This is a genomic window from Paenibacillus sp. FSL F4-0087 (assembly GCF_038020215.1).
Taxonomy (GTDB): domain Bacteria; phylum Bacillota; class Bacilli; order Paenibacillales; family Paenibacillaceae; genus Paenibacillus; species Paenibacillus taichungensis.
On the sequence record NZ_JBBODJ010000001.1, the window covers coordinates 6,193,515 to 6,217,078 of the forward strand.

The 23,564-nt window shown below is 47.7% G+C and carries 20 protein-coding genes; 2 read left to right on the plus strand and 18 right to left on the minus strand.

The window, feature by feature from the left end; translation table 11 throughout:
* Positions 1 to 984 carry a TIGR03943 family putative permease subunit gene (locus MHB84_RS28165; protein ID WP_083678847.1) on the plus strand — a complete coding sequence of 328 codons (984 nt, stop codon included), beginning with the start codon at positions 1 to 3 and terminating at the stop codon, positions 982 to 984.
* An 85-nt stretch (positions 985 to 1,069) separates the two neighbouring features.
* Here MHB84_RS28165 and MHB84_RS28170 read toward each other — a convergent pair whose 3' ends face one another.
* The 6 genes from MHB84_RS28170 to MHB84_RS28195 all read right to left on the minus strand — a co-directional run bounded on the left by MHB84_RS28170 (position 1,070) and on the right by MHB84_RS28195 (position 8,207).
* Positions 1,070 to 2,371, minus strand: a complete 1,302-nt coding sequence (locus MHB84_RS28170; RefSeq protein WP_076288674.1) for a pyrimidine-nucleoside phosphorylase — start codon at positions 2,369 to 2,371, stop codon at positions 1,070 to 1,072.
* Positions 2,372 to 2,843: 472 nt separating this feature from the next.
* Positions 2,844 to 3,551: a purine-nucleoside phosphorylase gene (gene deoD, locus MHB84_RS28175; protein ID WP_076288673.1), complete on the minus strand. Its 708-nt coding sequence runs from the start codon at positions 3,549 to 3,551 to the stop codon at positions 2,844 to 2,846.
* A gap of 146 nt (positions 3,552 to 3,697) precedes the next feature.
* Positions 3,698 to 4,876 carry a phosphopentomutase gene (gene deoB, locus MHB84_RS28180; protein ID WP_076288672.1) on the minus strand — a complete coding sequence of 393 codons (1,179 nt, stop codon included), beginning with the start codon at positions 4,874 to 4,876 and terminating at the stop codon, positions 3,698 to 3,700.
* 30 nt (positions 4,877 to 4,906) lie between these two features.
* Entirely contained in the window at positions 4,907 to 6,097 is a 1,191-nt protein-coding gene (locus MHB84_RS28185; protein ID WP_076288671.1) for a NupC/NupG family nucleoside CNT transporter, read from the minus strand.
* 268 nt (positions 6,098 to 6,365) lie between these two features.
* Positions 6,366 to 7,016, minus strand: coding sequence for a deoxyribose-phosphate aldolase (deoC, locus tag MHB84_RS28190; RefSeq protein ID WP_076288898.1), 651 nt, complete (start codon positions 7,014 to 7,016; stop codon positions 6,366 to 6,368).
* Positions 7,017 to 7,268: 252 nt separating this feature from the next.
* Positions 7,269 to 8,207 carry a sugar-binding transcriptional regulator gene (locus MHB84_RS28195; RefSeq protein ID WP_053780650.1) on the minus strand — a complete coding sequence of 313 codons (939 nt, stop codon included), beginning with the start codon at positions 8,205 to 8,207 and terminating at the stop codon, positions 7,269 to 7,271.
* Between the two features lie 183 nt (positions 8,208 to 8,390).
* On the opposite strand from MHB84_RS28195, the gene MHB84_RS28200 reads away from it, so the two are divergent.
* Positions 8,391 to 9,017 (plus strand): FMN-dependent NADH-azoreductase, encoded by a 627-nt coding sequence (locus MHB84_RS28200; protein WP_076288670.1) that lies wholly within the window; start codon positions 8,391 to 8,393, stop codon positions 9,015 to 9,017.
* A gap of 114 nt (positions 9,018 to 9,131) precedes the next feature.
* Here MHB84_RS28200 and MHB84_RS28205 read toward each other — a convergent pair whose 3' ends face one another.
* The 12 genes from MHB84_RS28205 to MHB84_RS28260 form a co-directional block, all read right to left on the minus strand.
* On the minus strand, positions 9,132 to 9,482 hold the full coding sequence (locus MHB84_RS28205) for a hypothetical protein (protein ID WP_063563897.1): 351 nt from the start codon (positions 9,480 to 9,482) through the stop codon (positions 9,132 to 9,134).
* 165 nt (positions 9,483 to 9,647) lie between these two features.
* Positions 9,648 to 10,916: an MFS transporter gene (locus MHB84_RS28210; protein ID WP_326101740.1), complete on the minus strand. Its 1,269-nt coding sequence runs from the start codon at positions 10,914 to 10,916 to the stop codon at positions 9,648 to 9,650.
* A gap of 6 nt (positions 10,917 to 10,922) precedes the next feature.
* Positions 10,923 to 12,140: a M24 family metallopeptidase gene (locus MHB84_RS28215; RefSeq protein ID WP_076288669.1), complete on the minus strand. Its 1,218-nt coding sequence runs from the start codon at positions 12,138 to 12,140 to the stop codon at positions 10,923 to 10,925.
* Positions 12,137 to 12,976, minus strand: coding sequence for an ABC transporter permease (locus tag MHB84_RS28220; RefSeq protein ID WP_076288668.1), 840 nt, complete (start codon positions 12,974 to 12,976; stop codon positions 12,137 to 12,139). Before MHB84_RS28220 ends, MHB84_RS28215 begins: the two co-directional genes overlap by 4 nt.
* Positions 12,969 to 13,886, minus strand: a complete 918-nt coding sequence (locus tag MHB84_RS28225; RefSeq protein ID WP_076288667.1) for an ABC transporter permease — start codon at positions 13,884 to 13,886, stop codon at positions 12,969 to 12,971. Before MHB84_RS28225 ends, MHB84_RS28220 begins: the two co-directional genes overlap by 8 nt.
* Complete coding sequence (locus MHB84_RS28230; protein WP_076288666.1) at positions 13,883 to 15,016, minus strand: ABC transporter ATP-binding protein; 1,134 nt, start codon at positions 15,014 to 15,016, stop codon at positions 13,883 to 13,885. The genes MHB84_RS28225 and MHB84_RS28230 overlap by 4 nt, the downstream gene beginning before the upstream one ends.
* A 71-nt stretch (positions 15,017 to 15,087) precedes the next feature.
* Complete coding sequence (locus tag MHB84_RS28235) at positions 15,088 to 16,224, minus strand: ABC transporter substrate-binding protein (RefSeq protein ID WP_076288665.1); 1,137 nt, start codon at positions 16,222 to 16,224, stop codon at positions 15,088 to 15,090.
* A 75-nt stretch (positions 16,225 to 16,299) separates the two neighbouring features.
* Positions 16,300 to 18,264 (minus strand): hydantoinase B/oxoprolinase family protein, encoded by a 1,965-nt coding sequence (locus MHB84_RS28240; protein ID WP_076288664.1) that lies wholly within the window; start codon positions 18,262 to 18,264, stop codon positions 16,300 to 16,302.
* A complete protein-coding gene (locus tag MHB84_RS28245) occupies positions 18,261 to 20,306 on the minus strand; it encodes a hydantoinase/oxoprolinase family protein (protein WP_076288663.1) in 2,046 nt (681 codons plus the stop codon). Before MHB84_RS28245 ends, MHB84_RS28240 begins: the two co-directional genes overlap by 4 nt.
* Before the next feature lie 16 nt (positions 20,307 to 20,322).
* A complete protein-coding gene (locus MHB84_RS28250; protein WP_143764626.1) occupies positions 20,323 to 21,075 on the minus strand; it encodes an FCD domain-containing protein in 753 nt (250 codons plus the stop codon).
* A gap of 263 nt (positions 21,076 to 21,338) precedes the next feature.
* Positions 21,339 to 22,001: a class II aldolase/adducin family protein gene (locus tag MHB84_RS28255; RefSeq protein WP_076288661.1), complete on the minus strand. Its 663-nt coding sequence runs from the start codon at positions 21,999 to 22,001 to the stop codon at positions 21,339 to 21,341.
* 52 nt (positions 22,002 to 22,053) lie between these two features.
* Positions 22,054 to 23,556, minus strand: coding sequence for a rhamnulokinase (locus MHB84_RS28260; protein WP_076288660.1), 1,503 nt, complete (start codon positions 23,554 to 23,556; stop codon positions 22,054 to 22,056).
* Between the last annotated feature and the right edge of the window lie 8 nt (positions 23,557 to 23,564).

Sequence of the window (23,564 nt, forward strand, 5' to 3'; positions counted from 1 at the left end):
ATGAACCATCCTGGTTATACAGCGACCAAAGCTCCGGTTACCAAATCTCATCCTATCCAATGGCATAACCTGATTCGTGCTCTGTGGATCGGCGGGCTCGCTGTATACATCATTCGTTTGAATTCAACGGATTCTCTTCATTATTACTTGGCTCCAACGATGCAGCGATTGCTTCTATGCTGCCCTGTTCCCTTTTTGTTTATTGCCGCCATCATGGCCTGGCACGGACTGTTTGGTACTAGCCAGCTCCATTGCCACTGTGAGCATCCACCTCCTTCAGGATGGGTACGCAGCTCGCTGATATATGGATTGATTGCCATTCCATTAATACTTGGTTTTCTTTTGCCGGATCAGGCACTAGGCAGTTCTATGGCCAGTAAGAAAGGCATGTCCCTAACGTATGGACCTCCGGAGATTCGTCGAAAAGAACCCTTACCTGATACAGCAGAACTGGACATTAAAGATCTATCCAAAAAAACTGCAAATGTTGAATCATCTGTGCCTGCCACGAAAGTACAATTTGTTCCCCCGGATGAGTATAGTCGTGAATTTGCTGAACTTGCAGAGAAGTTATATGCGGAATCTGTCATTAAGGTATATCCCGAAATCTTCTCCGAGACATTGGGGTCCATCGACATGTTTCAACGACAATTCGCAGGCAAGGCCATCAGCCTTACCGGGTTTGTATATCGAGACAAAAGCATGGAGCATGAATCTCATTTTGCATTAGGACGATTTCTTGTGATGTGCTGCCCGGCAGACGCGGCACCCTTTGGCGTGATGATTCATGTCCCGAATGCAGACAGCTTTCCTACAGACAGTTGGGTACAAATCGATGGCACCATTGGTTCTGCTCAAGTGAATGGCGAGGACACCATTGAGATTCGGGTGACGAAAGTAACTCCGGTTGATCAGCCATCCACCCCTTACATTTACACCAGTGCAGATTCAGTTGTGACGTATGAGAATTTGCATAATAAATAAGAAAAAGCCCCGAAGCTATGGAATGCACAGCTTCGGGGCTTTAAATTCAATTCAGGCATAAGGTTAACCTTGTTTGCCTGATATATTATTCAGTTACGATATCATGCACCAATACCGGAGCATCGGCATGATCTGCAATCGTAATGTTTTCTATGATCTTCGCGATTACGTCTGCTACGTCTTCACGATTGGCATGGATTGTTACGAGTGATTCGCCAGCTTTCACTTGGTCACCGACTTTTTTGTTGAGCATCAAGCCTACAGCAAGATCGATCTCGGATTCTTTTGTTGCACGGCCTGCGCCGAGCAGCATTGCAGCAGTACCGATTTCGTCAGCGACGATACCAGCTACATATCCGTCTTTATCCGCTGGTACTTCAACCAGATATTTCGCTTGGGGCAAGCGATCCGGGTGATCTACAACTGAAGCGTCTCCGCCTTGATTTGCCAGGAAGTCCTTGAATTTATCCAGCGCTTTACCGTTCTGGATCACTTCTTTCAATTTCTCCTCAGCATGCTCCAGGGAGTCTGCTTTACCAGCAAGGAATACCATTTGACGTCCAAGCGCCAGACAGAGTTCTTCCAGATCCTTCGGTCCTTTACCTTGCAACGTAAGGATGGCTTCTTTCACTTCAAGCGCGTTACCGATAGCGAGACCTAGTGGTTGGGACATATCGGAAATGACAGCCATCGTTTTACGTCCTACATTGTTACCGATGCTTACCATGGCATGTGCCAGTTCTTTTGCATCTTCAGTTGTCTTCATGAATGCACCAGCACCCGTTTTAACATCCAATACGATCGCATCGGCACCTGCTGCAATTTTCTTACTCATGATGGAGCTGGCAATCAGTGGGATGGAGTTAACGGTAGCTGTAACGTCACGCAATGCATAGAGCTTTTTGTCTGCCGGCGTAAGGTTTCCACTTTGACCGATAACGGCAACTTTATGTTCGTTAACGAGGCGGATGAACTCTTCTTTCTCAAGCTCCACGTGGAAACCTGCAACAGATTCCAATTTGTCCGTTGTACCACCAGTGTGACCCAATCCACGTCCGGACATTTTGGCAACTGGAACATCCAGAGCAGCAACAAGCGGTGCCAGTACCAGCGTTGTAGTATCACCAACGCCTCCCGTGGAGTGCTTGTCTACCTTGATACCTTCGATGGCAGACAGATCAATGGTCTCGCCCGAGTTTACCATGGACATCGTCAAATCTGCGCGTTCCTTGTCAGACATATCCTTGAAGAATACAGCCATCGCCCAAGCGCTGACTTGATAATCAGGGATATCGCCCTGTGTATATCCTTGAACAACAAAGTCAATCTCAGCTGTTGTCAGTTCTTTTCCGTCGCGTTTCTTAGCAATAATGTCTACCATTCTCATGATGATCTCTCCTTCGTTGTGGGTGATTTGTATAGAACACTTTGTGCAGAGTCCGTTCCGGCCCCGGATCGTACTTTTGATCGCTGTTGTCTCCAAATTTCTTTGAATAACCTTCGATAAGGTTGAAATTCAGAGACAGAGACAAAGGCGAACGCTTCGCTTCTTCAGAATCGATTCCGGGTCCTTCACTACGTGCGTCAAACAAAAGTTTCGATCAAAATCAATTGATTATTGAATATAATATGCAACAATATCATGTTGTCATCTTATGGAACACTTTGTTGTTAACCCGTTACGGCTCCGGATCGTTCTTTCGATCGCTGTTGTCTCCAAATTTCTTTGAATAACCTTTCATAAGGTTGAAATTTGGAGACAAAGGCGAACGCTTCGCTTCTTTAGAATCGATTCCGGTTCCTTCACTACGTGCTTAAAACAAAAGTTTCGATCAAAATCAAATGATGCTTAGCAACTATTACAGCGTAATTGCTGTTTCCAGTGCTACTACCATCATGTCGTTGAACGTTTTTTGGCGCTCCTCGGCGGAAGTCTCTTCACCTGTCAGCAAGTGGTCACTTACTGTCAGGATCGTGAGTGCGTTTACGCCAAATTTGGCTGCGAGTGTGTACAGTGCAGTTGTTTCCATCTCAACGCCCAGTACGCCGTGCTGCATCAATTTCTCAGTCACGGAACGGTCGTCACGATAGAAGGAATCGGAACTGAACACGTTTCCGACATGGATTTTCATGCCTTTGGCAGTTGCGCGGTCATAGGCTTCTTTCAGCAGGGAGAACGACGCGATCGGGGAGAAATCATATCCGCCGAATACGAGCTTGTTCATGCTGGAATCGGTACATGAAGCTTGAGCAAGGATAACATCACGAACACGTACATGTTCTTGCATACCTCCGCAAGTTCCAACACGAATTAGGTTTTTCACACCGTATTCGCTGATCAGTTCGTTGGCATAGATGCTGAACGATGGAATCCCCATGCCCGAGCCTTGTACTGAGATACGGTGTCCTTGATATGTACCCGTGAATCCGAGCATTCCGCGAACTTCGTTGTAACAAACAACATCTTCAAGATACGTATCTGCAATAAATTTTGCACGCAATGGATCTCCTGGCAAAAGGATTGTTTCTGCAATATCTCCGGGTTTAGCTCCAATATGTGTACTCATGATTAAATCTCCTCCAGTTATCCATATGATTGAATGAAAGTCAGGAACCGGAGCAGCCGAAGCTGCCCCCGTGGTCATCCTGTCCGACTTTGTGTTTCAAGAAAATATCAGATTTCCCCATGTTCAGTTAAAGATAAGAATGTTGACTATTTCAAATCTTTCAGGAAGCTTGTACCATATTCCGGCAGTTTCACTCCGAAGTTCTCAGCTACTGTTGCTCCAACATCAGCAAACGTGCTGCGCAGTTCAAGCTTTTTACCTTCGTTGAAGCGTGGAGAGTAAACAAGCAGTGGCACATACTCACGTGTATGGTCCGTGCCGCGGTAGGTTGGGTCATTACCATGGTCAGCTGTGATGAGCAGCAGATCATCGTCTGTCATTTTGCTGAAGATCTCTGGTAGTCGAGCATCATACTCTTCAAGCGCCTGAGCGTAGCCTTGTGGATCACGACGGTGACCGAACAGGGCGTCGAAGTCAACCAGGTTCAGGAAGCTGAGTCCGGTGAACTCTTCATCCATCGTTTCGGACAGTTTGTCCATGCCATCCATATTGGAGACAGTACGTACAGTCTTGGTTACACCTTCTCCATCGTAGATATCTGCGATTTTACCCAGAGCGATGACATCAAAACCACCATCTTTGAGTTCATTCATCACGGTACGTCCAAAAGGTTTGAGCGCATAATCATGACGATTCGCTGTACGCTTCCAGTCACCAGCTTCACCTACGAATGGACGTGCAATAATACGACCCAGCATATACGGATCTTCAAGTGTAATTTCACGGCAGAACTCACAGATCTCATACAGTTCCTTCAATGGAACAACGTCCTCATGTGCTGCAATTTGCAGAACCGAATCCGCGGATGTGTACACAATAAGCGCGCCAGTTTCAACATGCTCCGCACCCAGCTCATCCAGAATTTCCGTGCCGCTGGCCGGTTTGTTCCCAATCACTTTACGGCCTGTTTTTTCTTCAATGCGCTGAATTAACTCATCCGGGAACCCGTCTGCGAACACACGGAATGGCGTATCAATGTACAGGCCCATCAGTTCCCAGTGACCCGTCATGGTGTCTTTGCCTCTGGATGCTTCCTGCATTTTGGTGTAGAAAGCTTTTGGTGCGTCCGCTACAGGCACACCTTCAATTTCCTTAATATTGGACAGTCCAAGACTGGCCATATGCGGCATCTTCAATCCTCCGCGTTCACGTGCAATGTGACCAAAGGTATCGACGTCGAAATCATCGAATTCCGCTGCATCCGGCGCTTCACCAATTCCCACTGAATCCATAACGATTAAATGTACTCTTTTGAATGTTGACATAACTTAAGCACTCCTTCCAATAATCCGGCTTTACAAGAACAGTCCGGCGATGATCGCAGACAGTACGCTGACGAGCGATGCACCGTAAAGCAGTTTCAGACCGAAGCGGGCCACCACATTACCTTGTTTTTCATGAAGTCCCTTCACCGCACCGGCAATAATACCGATTGAGGAGAAGTTCGCGAACGATACGAGGAAGACGGATACGATCCCTGTTGTTCTGGCAGACAATGCAGTCTGTTTGGTCAGATCAAGCATGGCAACGAATTCGTTGGATACCATTTTGGTAGCCATAATACTTCCCGCCTGAATCGCTTCTTTCCAAGGAACACCCATAATGAAGGCAAATGGTGCAAACACATAACCAAGCAGTTCCTGGAACGAAATGCCGAGCACTGCACTGAAGATCCCGTTAACCAGTGCGATCAGAGCAACAAAACCGATTAACATTGCAGCTACGACGATCGCAACTTTGAAACCATCCAGAATGTACTCGCCCAACATTTCGAAGAAGGATTGTTTTTCCTCTTCCTGTACTTCCAATATATCTTCTTCCGGAGAAACCTCATAAGGATTCACGATGGAAGCGATGATAAAACCGCCAAACAGGTTCAGCACAAGTGCCGTAACCACATACTTCGGATCAATCATGGACATATAGGCACCGACAATGGACATCGATACCGTGGACATCGCCGAGGCACATAAAGTGTACAGTCGATGTTTAGGCAGCAACCCAATTTGTTTTTTCACAGAAATGAACACTTCAGATTGCCCCAATACAGCCGAAGCAACCGCGTTATATGATTCCAGTTTGCCCATTCCGTTGACTTTGCTTAATACCAGACCAATATATTTTATAACAAAAGGCAAGATTCGGATATACTGCAATATCCCAATGAGCGCTGAGATAACGACGATCGGCATCAATACACTGAGGAAGAACGGCGCGCCCCCACTGTCTGCACCAACGGTAGTCAAGCCACCGAATACAAATGAAATACCGTCATTCGCATAGCCAAGCAAACTTTCAAATACGGTCGCGAAACCGCCAATCAAAAATGTACCCACTTCTGTGTTCAATAATGCGTATCCCAATATTACTTGCAAAACAATCATGATGATTAGCGGACGATATCTGATCTTCTTCTTACCGTTGCTGACCAGATAAGCCAGTCCAAAGACAACAAGTATACCAAGAAGGGCAATTAGGAATTTCATTCTATCTCTCCTTTGAAGGTAGTTAAGCCGGATGTTTATTCAGCTCAAAGGTTTCCCATATATGTGATGAATTAACCTTTCAGAAAACGGTTGAAGCGCTTACAATAAATTCGGTTTTTTATGATTGGGTTTTATTTAAAATATAAATTTGGATCAGCTTTAAAACTTGTTCTTCACATCCATCGAGAGATATGAAGAACAAGTTAAATCATTTTAAAGCATCCAAGCATTCCATCTAGTGAAATTTATCGAGCCAATTACTCACGAATTAATAATTAGATGTAGATTGTTCGCCTTGCATGATTTTCACACCGGAACTGGCGCCAATCCGAGTTGCTCCTGCATCGATCATTTTTTGCATGTCTTCCAGACTACGCACGCCGCCGGAAGCTTTAACGCCTACATCCGGACCTACGGTACGACGCATCAAAGCGATATCTTCTGGTGTTGCTCCACCCGTAGAGAAACCTGTGGAGGTTTTGACAAAATCAGCCCCAGCTTTTACCGCTGCCTGACATGCACGTACTTTCTCTTCATCCGTCAACAGACAAGTTTCAATAATGACTTTCACCAAAGCTTTACCCGCTGCTGCTTCAACAACTGCACGGATATCCTGTTCAACAACATCATCTTTGCCATCTTTCAAAGCACTAATGTTGATGACCATATCCACCTCAGTAGCACCTTTGGCGATGGCATCTTTAGTTTCAAATGCTTTGGTCTCGGAAGTGGAAGCTCCCAGAGGGAAACCGATAACAGTACAAATATCGACGCCAGTACCTTGAAGCTGTTCAGCAGCATAAGCAACCCAGCCCGGGTTAACACATACAGAAGCAAATTGATATTGTTTCGCTTCTTTGGTCAATTTGGCCATTTCACTTTGTGTTGCATCTGCACGAAGCAAGGTATGATCTATCATTTTGGCTAATTGTGGTGTAGTCAATTCAATCTCCCCTTATCTGAACTAGTTATTTTCTATATCCCTACCCTAACATGAACATATGTAAAAATCAATATGAACTTTTGTTCAACCTTGAAATTTAAACACATTCCATGGAAACTTCACTAAACAAATGACTTCGCTCACTGGGAGGAACCGTATAATATAGCTTCTGCCTAAGAAAGCAAAACATCCGCCCATGTCGCGTGGCAGATGTTGTCATCCATTGCATTATAATCGAAGCAAAGCCTGAGCTGTGTATTGATCTGTTACCAAAATGTTGGCGTAATGACCTTTGAGCGCAGCATGAATGGCTTCTATTTTACGTTTTCCCCCGGCCACGAGAATCGATTTTTCCTTATTTCGCAGCTCAGCCAGATCAATTCCGACGGTTCTGTTGTTAATTTCTTCACTGATCAACCGGCCCTCGGCATCAAAAAAACGTGAACAAATGTCACCTGCACCTGAATGCATCAGCAATTGCTGTTCTTCATCATTAAAGTACCCCAGTCTGAACAAAAGTGCATCTTCCTTCACTGTACCTACGGTAAACATGGCAATATTCGCCTGTCGGCCAAGTTCCACAATTCTGCCAATATGTCGGTCTGCTTCTACCATTTTCTTGACTTCAATGTTGTCGAAGATCACGGGCAAAGGCAAATATCGGGGAACCGTATGGAAAGCTTCCGCAAATAAATGAACAATTTCTGCCGCATACGTATTCACATGGGAATGGCTTACGCCTCCCTTAAGTTGAACCACTTCGACGCCTTTGACCTGCTTGGGACGAAGCTGACGGGCGACGGCGTTCATCGTTGTCCCCCAAGTTACCCCAATAATGTCCGCATCCTGAACCGTATCTTGTAAGTAATCTGCTGCTCTTTTACTAATATGTTTCAAAATTTCTTCATCACTCTTTAACGGGGCAAAGCATACAAGCGCAGTATCCAGATTATACTTGGCTTTGAGTTCCCCGGCGATAATGTCGATATCCTCCAGCGGGTCCATAATTTCAATGCGAACGTAACCACGATCTTTCGCGTACTGAAGTAATCTTGATACCGTTGGACGTGACACGCCCAGCCTGACCGCAATATCCTGCTGGCTGTAATCCGATTGATAATACAATTTCGCTGCTTCAATGCTTAATCGTTGCTTCTCCAGATCCATTCCCATATGCGCTCATCTCACTCATTCCTAGTATCGTTCGATTCACCTTACACCAATGTATTATACATGATTGAGTACCAGGTCACTATCCAGGTATAAAACGTTACAAACGATGCATACTACATCGGTCGCTTATTAATGTCAGCCCTTTTTGGCAAAAACATCATAGAGAGGAAGAACCGTATGTCTACATTATTGTATATTACTGCCCATCCTCATGATCATGAAACTTCCTTCAGCATGGCTGCAGGTAAAGCGTTTGTGGATGCATATCGTGAAAGCCATCCTTCGGATGAGGTTATTCATCTGGATTTGTATCGCTCGGACATTCCTCATATTGATGCAGATGTATTCAGTGGTTGGGGGAAACTTCAATCCGGCAGCGAATTGACTTCTGAAGAACAGACCAAGGTTCAACGTTTGAATGAATTATCGGATCAATTCGCATCTGCTGACAAATATGTTTTTGTGACACCGATGTGGAACTTCTCTTTCCCTCCAATTATGAAGGCTTATATCGACTCCATCTGCGTGGCTGGTAAAACGTTCCGTTATACGGAACAAGGCCCGGTTGGATTGCTCTCCAACAAAAAGGCACTGCATATTCAGGCTCGTGGCGGCATTTATTCCGAAGGGCCTGCGGCTCAGATGGAATCCGGTCATCGTTACCTGAGCATTATTATGTCTTTCCTTGGTGTGCCGAAGCTTGAAGGCATTTTTGTGGAAGGACATAACCAATATAAGGAACGCGCAGATGAGATCAAACAACAAGCTATAGAAGAGTCACGTACACTCGCTAAACAGTTCTAACCCTTAAATAAACAAGTACAGCAACAAACACAAAACCCGCATGCCAACCCATGGAATATTAATTCCATAGGACGGCACGCGGGTTTTTATTTTTTTATAATAAACGTTAGAGCTTTATTGATGTCCAGCGCTAGCACGGCTCATGGTTTCAAGTTTGCGAGTAATGGCATGTCGGTCCACTTTCAGTCCCCAAATGGCTTCAATAATCTGTTCTTTCTCTTCGGGACCCTCGGCATTTTTCAATTGCATTAACAGATCATGCATCTGTTCGTTAATACCTTCAAATTGACTCCAAAGATCCTGTCTAACCTCGGTTGAATCCAGATGATGGTTAGCATCCACTTCTTCTTTCAATGCTTGCAGAATGGCCTCTTTCCACTCCTCATCACCTAGCTGTTTCGCTATGTTTAGGAGATCCAGATAATCGTCAACAAGAAGTGAGTTCAGTTCAGCATGTGTTTTCATCGTTTATTGCATCCCCTTTGCATCTATTTACCCAGTATTATACTCGGTATTTCGGGATATGCAATACTTGTCGAAAAAAGTTAGTTATTGTATTAGGGACTATTGGATGATTATGGGTCAAAATGAGTGCTTTAATGAACGAACAAACATTCGATCTATGTTTAGTTAAAAAGTAAGCCTGGTATGTTCTTGTACCTTTTCTATCAGAAACCGACACAATATAAAGCCGATTACCACATACACACCAATCATGCCCACAATGCCAATCCAACCCAGATGGCTGTAAAGTAGGCCCCCTCCAGTTCCGCTGACACTTGATCCCACGTAGTAGAAAAACAAATACAAGGCATTAGCCTGGGATTTATGCTGATCCGCCACGAGTCCAACCCAGCTACTTGCGATGGAATGTCCGCCAAAGAAACCAAAGGCAAACAGCGCAAGTCCAATTATTTTGACCCAAAGATCTGGGTGAATGGTACAAACTGCACCAGCCAGTATAATACCCAGCGCGATTCCAAGGACATTCGATCTTCCATACCGATCTGCAAGCCTGCCCATCCAGGTGCTGCTCAATGTACCCATAAGGTACACGACAAAAAGGCTACCAACGACAGATTGGCTAAGATGATAAGGTTTTCCAGTCAATTCAAATCCGATGTAGTTGAACAACGTTACGAAGCCCCCCATCAGAAGAAAGCCCAGTCCATACAGGCAAAGTAAACGTGTATTCCGACACTGTGACCACAAAAGAGGAATGATCTTTTTGAATCCAGGAGTCGCTTTGACAAAATGGCGGGATGGCGGGATGACCAGCCAGAAGATAACGGCCGCACATAGGCCAAGAATACCGATAAAACCAATTGCGGCACGCCAACTGAGCCAGTCTGTGATCACGCCGCTGATAAAACGACCAGCCATACCTCCAATCGAATTACCGCTGATATAAAGGCCCATAGCATACCCTAGACTGGAAGGCTCAATCTCTTCAGACAGATATGTCATGGCTGTCGCGGGCAACCCGGCAAGTGCAACTCCCTGGAGAATACGAAGCAGAAGCAGCTCAGTAAATCCAGGGCTAAACGCACTAATCATTGCAATAATAGATGAAACAACTAAAGCTGCTGTCATAATAAAGCGTCTTCCCAATGAATCGGATAAGGAACCGATGAACAACATGGTCAGTGCCATGGCAATCGTTGTAACTGAGAGGGTCAGACTGGAATGTGCAGGCGAGATCGCAAATGCCTCGCTAATCTCGGGCATCAGGGGCTGGAGGCTGTATAGTAACGCAAAAGTCACAAAACCTCCGGCAAACAGCGCAAGGCTAATGTTACGAAACGTCTTAGTTCCCTGCTGAATCATGATATTCCAACTTTCTCGGCAGAAAAGCTCCATGATCGGCTGCTGACTGATCGCTTGGCTGAAGCCTTCCATTAATCGTTATTTAATGAACAGTTTACGCTCCATATGAGTCAAAAACTCATATCCATCTGGAGTTACAACAACCGTATCCTCGATTTGGAAGCCACCAGCGCCGAGCTCATAATATGGCACCTCCACACACAGTACCATGCCAGGCTCCAGTATGCGCTGGTCACCAGGAGAGAGAGTCATGTCGTCGTACAGTTCCAAGCCAATGGCATGACCAACATGCTGGCGTCGGTAATGAGGAATTCCCTCACGTTGCACGCGAGACACAGCCGCATGAAATACGTCGGAAGCCTTGACGCCAGGACGTACGGTTTCAAGTGCAGTCTCCCATCCGCTTTTTACAGCATTAAAATGCTTTGTCATCCAGGGAGTTGGCTCTCCTGCTACAACGGTACGTCCTGTATCTCCCCAGTACCCTTCCAACTGCAAGCACAGATCAAAGCGGATCTGATCTCCTGACTCGATGGTATGAAAATAATTTTCGATGAGCGGCAGCGCACTGCGCGGACCCGCCCCTACCGCAGTCATTGCAGGTGTCCCGCCTGCTCTCATCACAGACAGCCGATAATGGTCGGCAAGCTGCTTCTCATGAACACCGGCTGCGATCAGATCAATCAGCTCTTGCTCAATTCTCTCATTTACTTGGGCAGCCTGTCGGAGCTGCTCAATCTCGAAAGGTGTCTTAACCAAGCGGATTTGACGAAATAGCTTGTACGCGTGAACAACCGCTCCTTGAGGAGCATCCTCCTTGACCCGTGCCAAAAGTTCAGGAGCAATTCGCATCTCATCGATCCCAATCGGTTGATTCTCGATGTCGAGCTGTTTCAGTGCAGCTTTAAGCGCTTCTATCGGCCCCGGATGAATGACTGTCGTTTGTAGCAGAGAGTAGAACAGATCAATATCATCCGTAGAAGGTTTGCCTTCGATCGAACCTTCCACGAAGAAGTCACTGTAGGCAAATATATCTACTCCCGTGATACCGAATTGAGCCACAACGCCCAAACGATTCGTCGGGATGACGATACATGGCCGAGCGGATCGGTCGGCAGGTAGAATGGCGTAAATCTGCATGGTCCAGTTGCTCGCGCGTAGCTGGGAGCCGATGACATAGTGAATATTTTCCGGTGTGGTTGCGATCAGGGCACTAAGTCCCTGAGTTTTCATTACATCTTCCGCTCGGTCCCGGTTTAGACCCGAGCTATGGGATATATGAAGTGAATTGTTCATGATTCAGTCCTCCTTTTGTTTTTCCTGCCCCCAAACAAACTCTCAAGTCCGGGTACTGAGCGCAGTACCAGCTTGATGATCATGAACAAGGCTAGTGCAAAAGCGATAAGTACGACAGATACAACCGCGATCGTCGGGTCCTGCCACTTCTCCATATACAGGAACAGTTGTATCGGTAGTGTGTAGCTGTCCTGACGAAGCAACAGCAATGCAGCCTCTACCTGATCAAAAGTGAAGACAAATGCGATTGATCCTGAAAGGAGCAGAGATAGTCTAAGCTGTGGCAAGGTGATTGTAAAAAAGATACGCAGTGGACCTGCTCCAAGGTCTGCTGCCGCCTCTCGATGTGCGGGCTGCAGATTGGCCAATGCACTGCCTACAAGCGTTAGCACGAATGGAAGCACGATGACCGCTTCACCCAAAATAAGAGCGAACAATCCGCCTGAAATATGCATTTTGGAGAACAAAATTAGATACGCAATACCAAGCGTAATTTTCGGCATAACCATTGGGGATACAAAAAAGGCTCTTAAGATGCCAGCACCCGGGAAAGGGTAATGCACGATAGCCAGCGCTGCAAGTGTTCCGGTAATCAGCGCCAGCAATACCGCACCAGTGGAAGCGATCAGACTGTTCTTGAATGCAACGAGAAATTGAGTCTGCTCTCCCAGATTTGCATACCACTTCAGGGTAAGACCTTCTGGAGGGAATTTACTGGCCGATCCGGAACCTACAGATGTCAATACGATCATTAGCAACGGCAATAGTAGATAAACCGCCACGGCCCCTGCAAATATATAGAGCAGCAGTTTGGTGAGCCTGTTGGACTTAACCATAAGCCTGACCTCCCTTCCGGGAACGACGGAACATCAGCATTTCCGCTCCTTTATTGACCAAAAGTGAAACGATGATGGAAGAAATGAGCAAGAATATACTTGCTACCGCAGCCATCGGCCAGTTGGTATCCAGTGTTCGCTGGTAAATAAATACTGGCAGTGTCATGACTCTGCCTCCACCAATCAGTTGAGGCGTTGTAAAGGCCGTAAGGCATAGCGTGAATACAATCTGTACCCCGCTAGCAATACCTCTCGCTGATAAAGGTAGGGTAATCGTCAGGAATGTCCGCCAGCTTCCTGCTCCCAGATCCTGAGCAGCCGCTTTTAGAGAAGCGTCACTTTGCGACAATACATTCAGGATCGGAAAGACCATGAACGGCAGAAAAATATGAACAAGTGCGACGACCACACCAGTCTCGTTATATATCATACTGAAGCCTTCATCCGTAATTCCAAGCCGTATGAACAGCCAGTTCATAAAGCCCTGTTTGGATAGCAACAGCTGCCAGCCATAGGATCGCACAACTGCGCTGACCAGTAGCGGAAGAAACGTAAGCAGCAGCAACAATTGCTTTATGCCCGTTTTCTTTAGGCCTGCTACACAATAAGCTAGCGGGTATGCAAGCAGCAGGCTCCATAGCGTAACCTTGAAAGCAACGCGAAACGTGGTACCTATCAGTTTCCAATAGTAAGGATCGGACAGAAAAGCGCGATAGGCGTCCCACTCCCAGCCCCGGATGAGCTTGCCATTTTCATAGATATCAAAGCTGTACCTGCCAAAGATAAGCAGACCAGCCAGATACACGATGCCCATCAGGACCAATGCAGGCAGCAGAAGCAGCAACTGGGTAATCCATCGGCGGTTTTTGGATGAATACAGATTCACGATCCGATCCGCAATCCGATTCATATCCCTTCCTCCTGTGCCGGATCTTGCAGCATTGGTTCGGATAACAAGAGCGCGTCCTCCGGATCAAAGCCAATCCGAATCGGCTCTCCTGGGCTAAAACGAGAGGCTCCCCGCTGATGCAGTACACTGGCCTGAACCAGAAACTCCTCAGCAATCTGGATCGTGTAACGAATATTTGCCCCGCCATACACTGCTTCTATGACACGTCCATCCAGCTTATTCAGGCAAGGAATCGCATCCTCTCCAAGTCGAATATATTCGTTCCGAATGGACAACGAGTGCCGGGCACCTACTATGGCAACCGGGGTGTCCTCACCTGTCTTCACCAGCAGCGAATACCCGAAGCATTCAACCCGGATTCCATTCGTATCCTGTCCAAGCACCCTTGTTGCCAGAAGATTGGTATCGCCAATAAACTTGGCTACGAAGCTGTCTGCCGGTCTTTCATAGATTTCATCCGGCGTAGCATATTGCAGCAGCTTGCCAGCGCGCATGACACCGATCCGGTCTGACATATTCATGGCTTCATTCTGATCATGCGTTACAAAGATGAACGTACCACCGAACTCTCGTTGTATGCGTTTTAGTTCGCGCTGCATATCCAGACGCAGCTGCATGTCCAGTGCGGAAAGTGGCTCATCGAGCAGCAAAACTTCGGGTCTGTTGATTAAAGCGCGAGCAATCGCTACGCGTTGAGCCTGCCCCCCAGACAACTGGGAAACAGCTCGTCTACCATAATCTCCAAGCTGGACCAACTCTAACATCTCATGTACTTGCCTCCTGATATCGGCTTTCGGTAACTTCTTCACCTTTAGCCCATAGGCGATGTTGTTGAATACGTCCATATGCGGGAATAGCGCAAGCTGTTGAAAAATCATGTTGCTGTTACGACCATAGGCCGGGATGCCGGTTACATCCCGACCTCCCAGCAAAATGCTACCCTGATCCGGCTGCTCAAGTCCGCCAAGCATCCGTAGAAGTGTTGTTTTGCCGCAGCCACTCGGGCCTAACAGGGAAACGAATTCTCCCTTCTTCACCTGCAATGACACATGGTTAACCGCGGCTCGCTCTCCGTAGGTCTTCGTAACTTCTCTTGTTTCGATGGAAATGGGTTCTTGTTCACTGCTCATCTCTGTTTCCCTCCCGTCCATAACGGGCTCAAAATAGAACCCGTTATCGTGGTTTGTCTGAAAACCATCATTTATTGAAGTTTGGTTTTGACGAGTCGGTCCCATAGATCCTTCCAGGAAGAGCTGTTTTGAGCAAGAACATCCCAGTCAGGACTAATCCCGTTGCTCTGTGTTTCCACGGAGAAGGAAGGATCGTCCTTGTATTTGTCCGGAACGGCAGCAGTCGTGCTGGTTACCGGTGTACCTGTTGCTTCTGCATATTGTGACAGCGCCTCTGCGCTCAGCAGCTCGTTGATAATTTCGTTGGCTACACGTGTCTGCTCAGGTGTTGACCCCTTCACAACCTGAAGTGTGTACGGGAAGGAAATGGCTCCTTCGCTCGGATACGCTACAGCGAGTGGAGAACCGCCGTCAATCCATGTCTGTGCAACCTGTGCACTGAAAGGAGCAATCAGAGCATCTCCCGACTCCAGAAGAGCCTTCAACTGGTCATTGGATGTAACCAATGTGCCGATCTGGTCACTGTGATCTGCCCAGAACTGGAATGCTGGCTCCGGATTCTCATACGATGCGCCAAGCTCCTGTGCTTTGACTGCAAGAAGTGGAGAGATATAGGAATAGAACATGTAGTCCCAAAGTGCCGTTTTCCCTTTGAATTCCTCGTTATCCCACAGATCATTCCAGCTTGTTGGCGGTGTTTTTACAAGGTCTTTGTTATAGACGAGTGCGAAGCTCGAAACTCCCCACACGACACCCTTATTGTCAGGCTTGTGAAACTGCTCCGGGATATCCTTGATGTTGGTCACGATGCTTGTGTCCAGTGACTCCCACATATCATCGTTCAAGCCTTTTGCTGTCGCATCTGCGTTGAAGTAACCAAAGTTGACAACTGGATTGTTGGGATCAGCCTGCTTGCCAGCGACCATTTTCGGATACATGACTGCATTGGATGATTCTTCAAAAGTAACTTCGACATTTGGATGCTCTTTGACGTAATCTGCTACCACTTCTTTTGGAACGACATCCTGATTGGAGCCAGCCCAGATAAACATGGTCAGTTTAACCTTGTCTCCGCTTCCTCCAGTAGAATCGGATCCTCCTGCTGTATTGCTGGAGCTGCTTGAACCACCGCATGCAGAGAGAACCAGTGTACCGGCCAGTGTCAGTGAGGCTAGACTGAGAAAGCGTTTCTTGTTTGATTTAAACATGAGAATTTCCCCCATCGATTTAGTTGGTTTTTTGAATTTGACAAAAATTAATTCGTTTTTCCTTCATGTACCTTATCAATGCAATCCTATTTTCTGACGCAATCCTTCCATAATGCCTGATATTTCATGTGGAGATACGGATAGGGAATTCTCCTCCACGACTCCCATGGTCTGACGCTTCAGGTAGTCTCTGAGTGCCAGCGGAACATTGAGCAGTGCCTGATTCAGCGATACTTGCATCTCGTCAGTCCATATGACCTCGAACTGTTTCCTTGTCCAGCCATAATCGAATTCTTCCTGCTGCCGTTCCCGATTGGCCCGCAACTGTCTGGTCTCACTCACATTCAGGTTCCGGCCTTCTATGACTACACCATACAGTTCAAGAGCTTTTTCCGTGGATACCAGTCCTCTTCTAACATCCTCCAGAACCAGCAGTGGATCCCGATCAAATGGATCGCCATATCCACCTCCGCCCTGTGACAGGAACGTCACCGTCTCTCCGGGTTGGAGCAGCAACTCATCAATTCTTCCCAGATGGTGTTCACTTGCACGTCCAGCATTGAGAATAGCTTCCCCATGGGTACCAACACCTCCGCCAAGCCTGCCCCACGGATGAAACTCCATACGCTCCATATTTCTGGCGGTCATTACGGTATCTGGTGTAAGAATTTTGACACACAGGTCGATTCCGCTTCCACCACGGAAGGTTCCAGCACCAGCAGAATCAGCACGAAGGCCATAATGCTCTATGAGCACAGGCATTTCGGATTCTACTGTTTCCGCAGGAATGTTTCGAAGATGACCCACGGCAAAATCCATGCCATCAATTCCGTCTTTCATCGGTCTTGCTCCTGAACCGCCGCATATCGGCTGGATCACGCCAACCTTTTTCTTGCCATCTGACGCATCTGTCATCGCCATCATAACGATGCATGCCTGTCCGGCTCCTGCGGCGGGAACCTTACTTGCCTGAGCTTTTCCAAGAGCGCCTGTGATGACATCCATTAGCCGAATAAAGGTAGCTGCTCTTGCGCCAACCGCTGCCATCGGCTCCGGGTTAAGAACTGAAGCCGGTGGTGCGTAATTTCGAACCATGCGAATCATGCCCGAATTCCATGGAATCGTTGGATCGAGCGTACGGAAATAACGAATGAGTGCGGGAACCAGCATGTAATGCCCCTGCTGATTGTGGGTAGGAATATTGAACGAAGCTCTGACCTGAGGGTCGGTCCCGCTAAAGTCCAGATGAATATCACTGCCCGCGATTGTCATTTTGCAGCGCAATCGGATGGGATAACCGCCAGGGCCTTTCTCCAGATAGTCCCAGAACTCATACGAACCATCCGGGATCTCCTGTACGATGGCGCGTGCCTTCAACTCAGCGTATTCCAGCAAATGCTCAATGCCCTGCTGAATTCGCTCTACACCGTAGCGGCCGATAAGCTCTTCTAGTCGCTGCTCCCCCCGATTCAAGGCTGCCATCAGTGCCTTGAGATCACCGAGATTTTGCTCCGGAATGCGGCTATTGTCCAGAAACATACGAAGTATTTGCTCATTAAGAACGCCTGCTTCATACAGCTTGACTGGAGCAATACGAATGCCTTCCATATGAATATCGTAGGCGCTTGGAGATACGCTCCCCGGTACCTTACCACCTACATCGGATGAATGAACGAAGCACATGCCGTATGCGATGATTTCTCCTTTGTGAAAGTAGGGCTTGATCAGATGGACATCCGGTAGATGTGTCACCATGCCTTTGGTGGAATAAGGATCATTACAGATAACCAGATCGCCTTCCTTCCAATCTGTAATGCTGTTTATGGTCGCCGCTGCGGGGATGCCGAGGGACAGATTGTAACCCGTCTCCAATGGCGACCCAAACGTTTCCCCGGAGGGTGACAAGAGGTAGGTTCCAAAATCGCCCGTTTCTTTAACAAAAGCGGTGAATCCTGTGCGCAGCACGACATTGGCCATTTCCTCTACCGCAGCCTGAATCCGGTTGTTGAAAATTTCAAGAAAAACCTTGTCGCCAATCATTGCTCCACCTCCCCAATCACATTTCCGTAACCATCCCGGTATACCGTAAAGCCAGGCGGGATGAAAATGGTTGTATCATATTCCTCCACAATAATGGGCCCGTGGATGGGCATATTCAATGGTATCTGTCCCCTCTTCAGAACTTTTGCTATTCGCTGTGCGTGGTCGAAAGTGATGATTCGTTCTTCTGCTTCACTCTCATCGAATGGCAACTCTGCCGGAGACGCGGTGCTTTGGGTAGGCAGGATGCCAACAATGGTCGCTCTCAGACTAACGAACATCACATCAGCTTCCGGCTGGCTGATGCCAAACACATTTTGGTAGTACATATGGAATTTGTTCCTTGCTTTCTCAGGATCGGCGATTTCATCGGATGTGAGCGTAACCTCCAAATCAAAGGCCTGACCTTCGTAACGCATGTCGGCACTATACAAGCAATAGATATGTTCCAGTTTCACTCCTCCGCGTGCTTCCTCCTCAACCCAACTACGCCCTTGATCCTCCAGTCTGGTGTAAAGAGTCGATAACTCACCAGGCTCAAGTGTCTGACTGCTCTTATGCAAGGTATGAACGAAATCATTGCGAAGGTTGGCAACCGTGCAGCCCATAGCACAAAGTGTTCCTGGAGATGGCGGGATCAGCACTCGGCGGATGCCTACTTCACGCGCCATGAGAAAAGCATGCATCGGCCCAGCTCCACCATAGGCGAGCAACGTAAAGTCACGGGGATCAACACCCTTACGTGCCATGAGCGGAGAGAACTGGGCATACATATTGGCGGTGGCCACATCAATAATGGCCTGTGCAGTTTGCGTGGGACTTAGTCCCAGACGTTCGCCAAGGTTGCCCAGAGCACGTCCTGCAAGCTCGGGATAGAGACGCATCTGTCCACCAAGGAATCGATCAGCCTGCAAAATGCCCAGTTGCAGATAGGCATCCGTCGTTGTTGGCTCTTCTCCCCCACGATGATAGGAGACTGGACCCGGATTGGCTCCTGCGCTTCGTGGTCCCACCTTGAGTACACCTACGGAATCGAGCCAGGCAATCGAGCCCCCACCCGCTCCAATCGCGGTTACATCGACAGCGGGAATGATAACTGGAAAATCCCCAACCTTATTCTCGGTAGAATAGGTAGGCTCTTTATCAATGAGAGCAACATCAACGCTTGTCCCGCCCATGTCGAACGTGATGACTTGATGAATGCCGGCCTGTTCAGCAATATGCGTTGCAGCGATTACGCCGGACGCAGGTCCGGACAGAAGAGTACGTACAGGCTCTTTGGCCGCTCTGGCCGCCGTCATGATTCCACCATTGGACATCGTGGACAGCAAATTTGCTTTCAAACCGTAAGCGCCAATTCCTTCTTGCAGACGCAGAAAGTATGATCCCATGCGTTCCCCAACATATGCATTCATGGCTGTGGCGAGTGTACGTTCGAATTCACGTTGCTGCGGCCAAATGGCACTACTTCTGCAGAGAAACAGGTGCGGATGACGTTCCCTGATTAACTCTTCCGCGAGCTGCTCATGAGCAGGATTGACATAAGCGTGCAAGAAACTGATCGCCAAGGCTGTAACCCCCTCTTCCACCAGCTCGTCTACCGCTTGAAGCAATTGCTCCTGATCCAGTGGTTGAAGTATGCTACCGCTCGCAAGCGCTCGCTCATCCACTTCCTTAACGAGATGTCTCGGAACAAGCGCATCGGTCTTGTCACCATACAGATTGGTAGTATCCTCGAGTCGTAGCCTCCGAATCTCGAGAATATCTCGAAACCCTTTGGTGACCAACAGACCTGAAACTGCACCGTTACGCTCAATTAGGGTGTTAACACCAAGCGTTGTTCCGTGCACAAACAGATCAATCTCCTGAAGATCCACTCCACCCGCTTTGAGCTGATCAAGTGCATTAAAAATCGCCTGTTCAGGAGTTGCTGCAATCGATGGCGTCTTCAGTGCCGCAATCACCCTGCCATGATTGTCCATAACCAGGGCATCCGTGAATGTGCCTCCGATATCTATACCTAATCGATAAATTGTTTTCACAAGCTCAACTCCTTTATCACCGGTTATTATCCGAAGTTATATTAAGGTTCTGCATGGCGAAATATCGTTTAACATCCTCAATCATCTGGTTAATATGATTCACCATTGCCGCTTCAGCCTGTTCCGGGGAGCCCGCCGCTACTGCCTCCAAAATCCGCTGATGGTCCACAACCAGTTCACTTCCTACTCTTTGCCTAATATAAGCTGTTTCCAGGAAATCACGGCTTGTCTCCCAGACCAGTTCAACCGCATGCAGCAGAATCTGGTTTTGAGCCGCATAAGCCAGCAACCTGTGAAATTCCCGGTCCTCCTCGTAAGGAATAATATTCTGGGAAAGCAATTGATGCTGGGTAGCAATAGAGGCTTCCAGTAACAATATGTATTCTTTTGAGGCTCGTTGTGCTGCCAGAGAAGCAATTTCCCGTTCCAGAGCCCTTCTGGCTACAAGGACATCGAGCAGAGCCTTTTCACCGGAATGGTTCAGCATCTGAATGAGCTGGGAATTCACACTTTTTTGCTGTAAATCCTTCTCCAGAATCTTGATTCGCTCCAGCCCTTGTTCGGTCAGAACCCTTCCCTTTCGTCCCTCCAGTATCGTGAAACCTTCAACGTCCAACTCCATAAGTCTTCTTCCGATTGTAGCCTGACTTAGACCGTACGTTTTGCCCAGGGTATGAACCAACGTGCTGGCCCCGATGGGAGCGCTCGCGTCCCGAAGCTGCTTCAGCAGTTCGTATTCCAACTCCAATTCGTTTAGCTCAGGACCCACTAAATTCACTCCTCATATATAAATAATTGTAGTTCTTTTTGTTGTTACTCACTGATGATTAACGACAGTATACCTTCAATCGACAATAATTTCAATAATTCTTACCTAATTACTATGTATTATTTTTTCTGACCATGTACTCACCGTTTGTTCCAAAATAACAAAGAGCAACTCACATCCTGTATTCCAGATTTTGTTCTGGAGGACGTAATCTGCTCTTTGTTGAGATAACCTTTAAACTACGTTTAATTATAAATATTCATTTACGACTTGAGCTGTTGGAGTAGCTGTACGCGGTAGGCTTCACTTTCAAGAGATTGGATCTCCTTGTATTCTTCCGGAGTAAGCACTTTAGGCTCCCCTGCTGCCTTGGCGATCATGTACACCTTGGCGCTTTCCTCCACCACCTGGGTGCGGTAGTAGGCTTCGCGCAGGTTTTTACCTGTCGTGACCAATCCGTGGTTAACCAGAATGAGCGCTGTGTGTTCTTCAACCTTGGCAGCCACCGCATCAGCAAGAAGTTTGGTTGTGGGCAGAACATAAGGGACAAAGCCAATATCTCCCACCAGTGCCGACTGATCAGGGAACAAATGAGGCAATTCATCGAAAACGAGACTCAGAGCGATGGTGTATGCCGGATGTGTATGCACAATGGCTTGAATGTCAGGATTGACCCGATAGCTATACAGATGCATCAACACCTCGGAGGAAGGACGTGTTGATCCGGCACGTGTCTCTCCTGTCGCAATATCAATCGCGATCCATTCCTCAGGCTCCAGATCCTCTAGTGCATAACCACTCGGCGAAAGCAGCATCGTTCCTTCGAAACGTGCGCTCAGATTCCCCCCAGGTCCAACCACCAGCCCCTGAGCAACCGCTCTACGGGCATATTTGGTCAGTTCTTCCCTTACCTGTTGTTCAGACATGTTCTGCTCCACTCCTTTGACTTTTCTTTTTAGCATTTTATAAAATGCTCATCTAATTGGATTCACTCGCCAACCTTTGATTAAGGTTTTGGTATCTTACGTAGGCTTCCTGCCACCTTGCGGTGTCTTCTGGCTCATAGGTTTCGGGAGAAAAGGAAGAAGCCATAACTTCTCTCACCTCGGACAAGCTGCTCACTTCGCCATGTGCCAGGAATTGCAGCATGCAATTTCCGGCTGAGGTTGCCTCGGCAGGACCCGCTATCACGGGAATCCCTGCTGCATTCGCCGTAAATTGACACAATAAGCGATTATGCACACCGCCACCGACCATATGAATCACCCGTGGCCGAGTGCCTGTAATTAGCTCCAGTTCGTCCAGAGTCTGTCTGAACTCCAGCGCCAAACTTTCGAGAATACAACGCACAATGGCTCCGGTCGTTTCAGGTATTGCTTGCCTGCTGGCACTGCACTGTTGCCGGATTCGCTCTGGCATGTCGCCTGGCGCCAAATACACCCCATCACCGGGCGATACATAACATTGATGAGCAGTTGCCGAATCAGCGAGCTGGACCAGTTCCTCATGGGTAAAACGTTGATTCTCCCGTTCCCACTGCCGTTTGCACTCCTGCAATAACCACAGTCCTGAGCGATTCTTCAAGGTTCGCACTTTGCCACTTACCGTGCCCTCATTGGTGAACCCTAGTTGACGACTACGATTATCCAATACAGGACTGTCGCGTTCCACGCCCATGAGAGACCAGGTGCCACAGCTAATAAAGGCAAATTCCGAATCTGTCGCAGGAATAGCTGCCAATGCAGATGCTGTATCATGTGAACCTACAGATATCACTTGCATTGGTTCAATGTTCAACTCTGCACACAAGTCATCCGTTAACTGCCCCAGCACCGTGCCTGGCTGTACTAGAGGTGGGAATAACGTCTCCGGGATACCCAGTCGGCCAATCAATTTTTCATTCCAACGAACCTCTCCGGCATGCAATAGTCCGCTTGTACTGGCAATTGTGTACTCGCTGGCCTGTTGACCAGATAGATAATAGTTAAATAAATCCGGCATCAATAACATGCGCACATCTGGCCGCAGACCTTCCGAGTGCTCGCGCACACTTCCAAGCAGTTGAAATACGGTATTTATTTGTTGTGGCAGGACACCGGACATGGAATATAGCTCTTCTTCATTTACCATGCGCAGGGCTTCTTCCATCCACTTCGCATTACGCGATTCCCGATAATGGCGGGGGTTGAAGCATAATCTTCCCTCCCCGTCCACTAATCCATAGTCGACTCCCCACGTATCCACAGCAATGGAACGGACCGGTTGGGAGATGCCTTGCATGCCCTTTACAATCCCTTGTTTCAGTTCGTGGAAAAGTCGCAGGAAATCCCAGTACAATCCGTCTCCCAGGTGTACAGGATCGTTACTGAATCGATGCACTTCCTCTAACGAGAGCTTACTCCCGTCAAAAGTCCCACGGACTACTCGGCCGCTTCCGGCGCCGTAATCGGCAGCAAGCACATGCGTTGCTTGAGTTCCCATCTCTCATG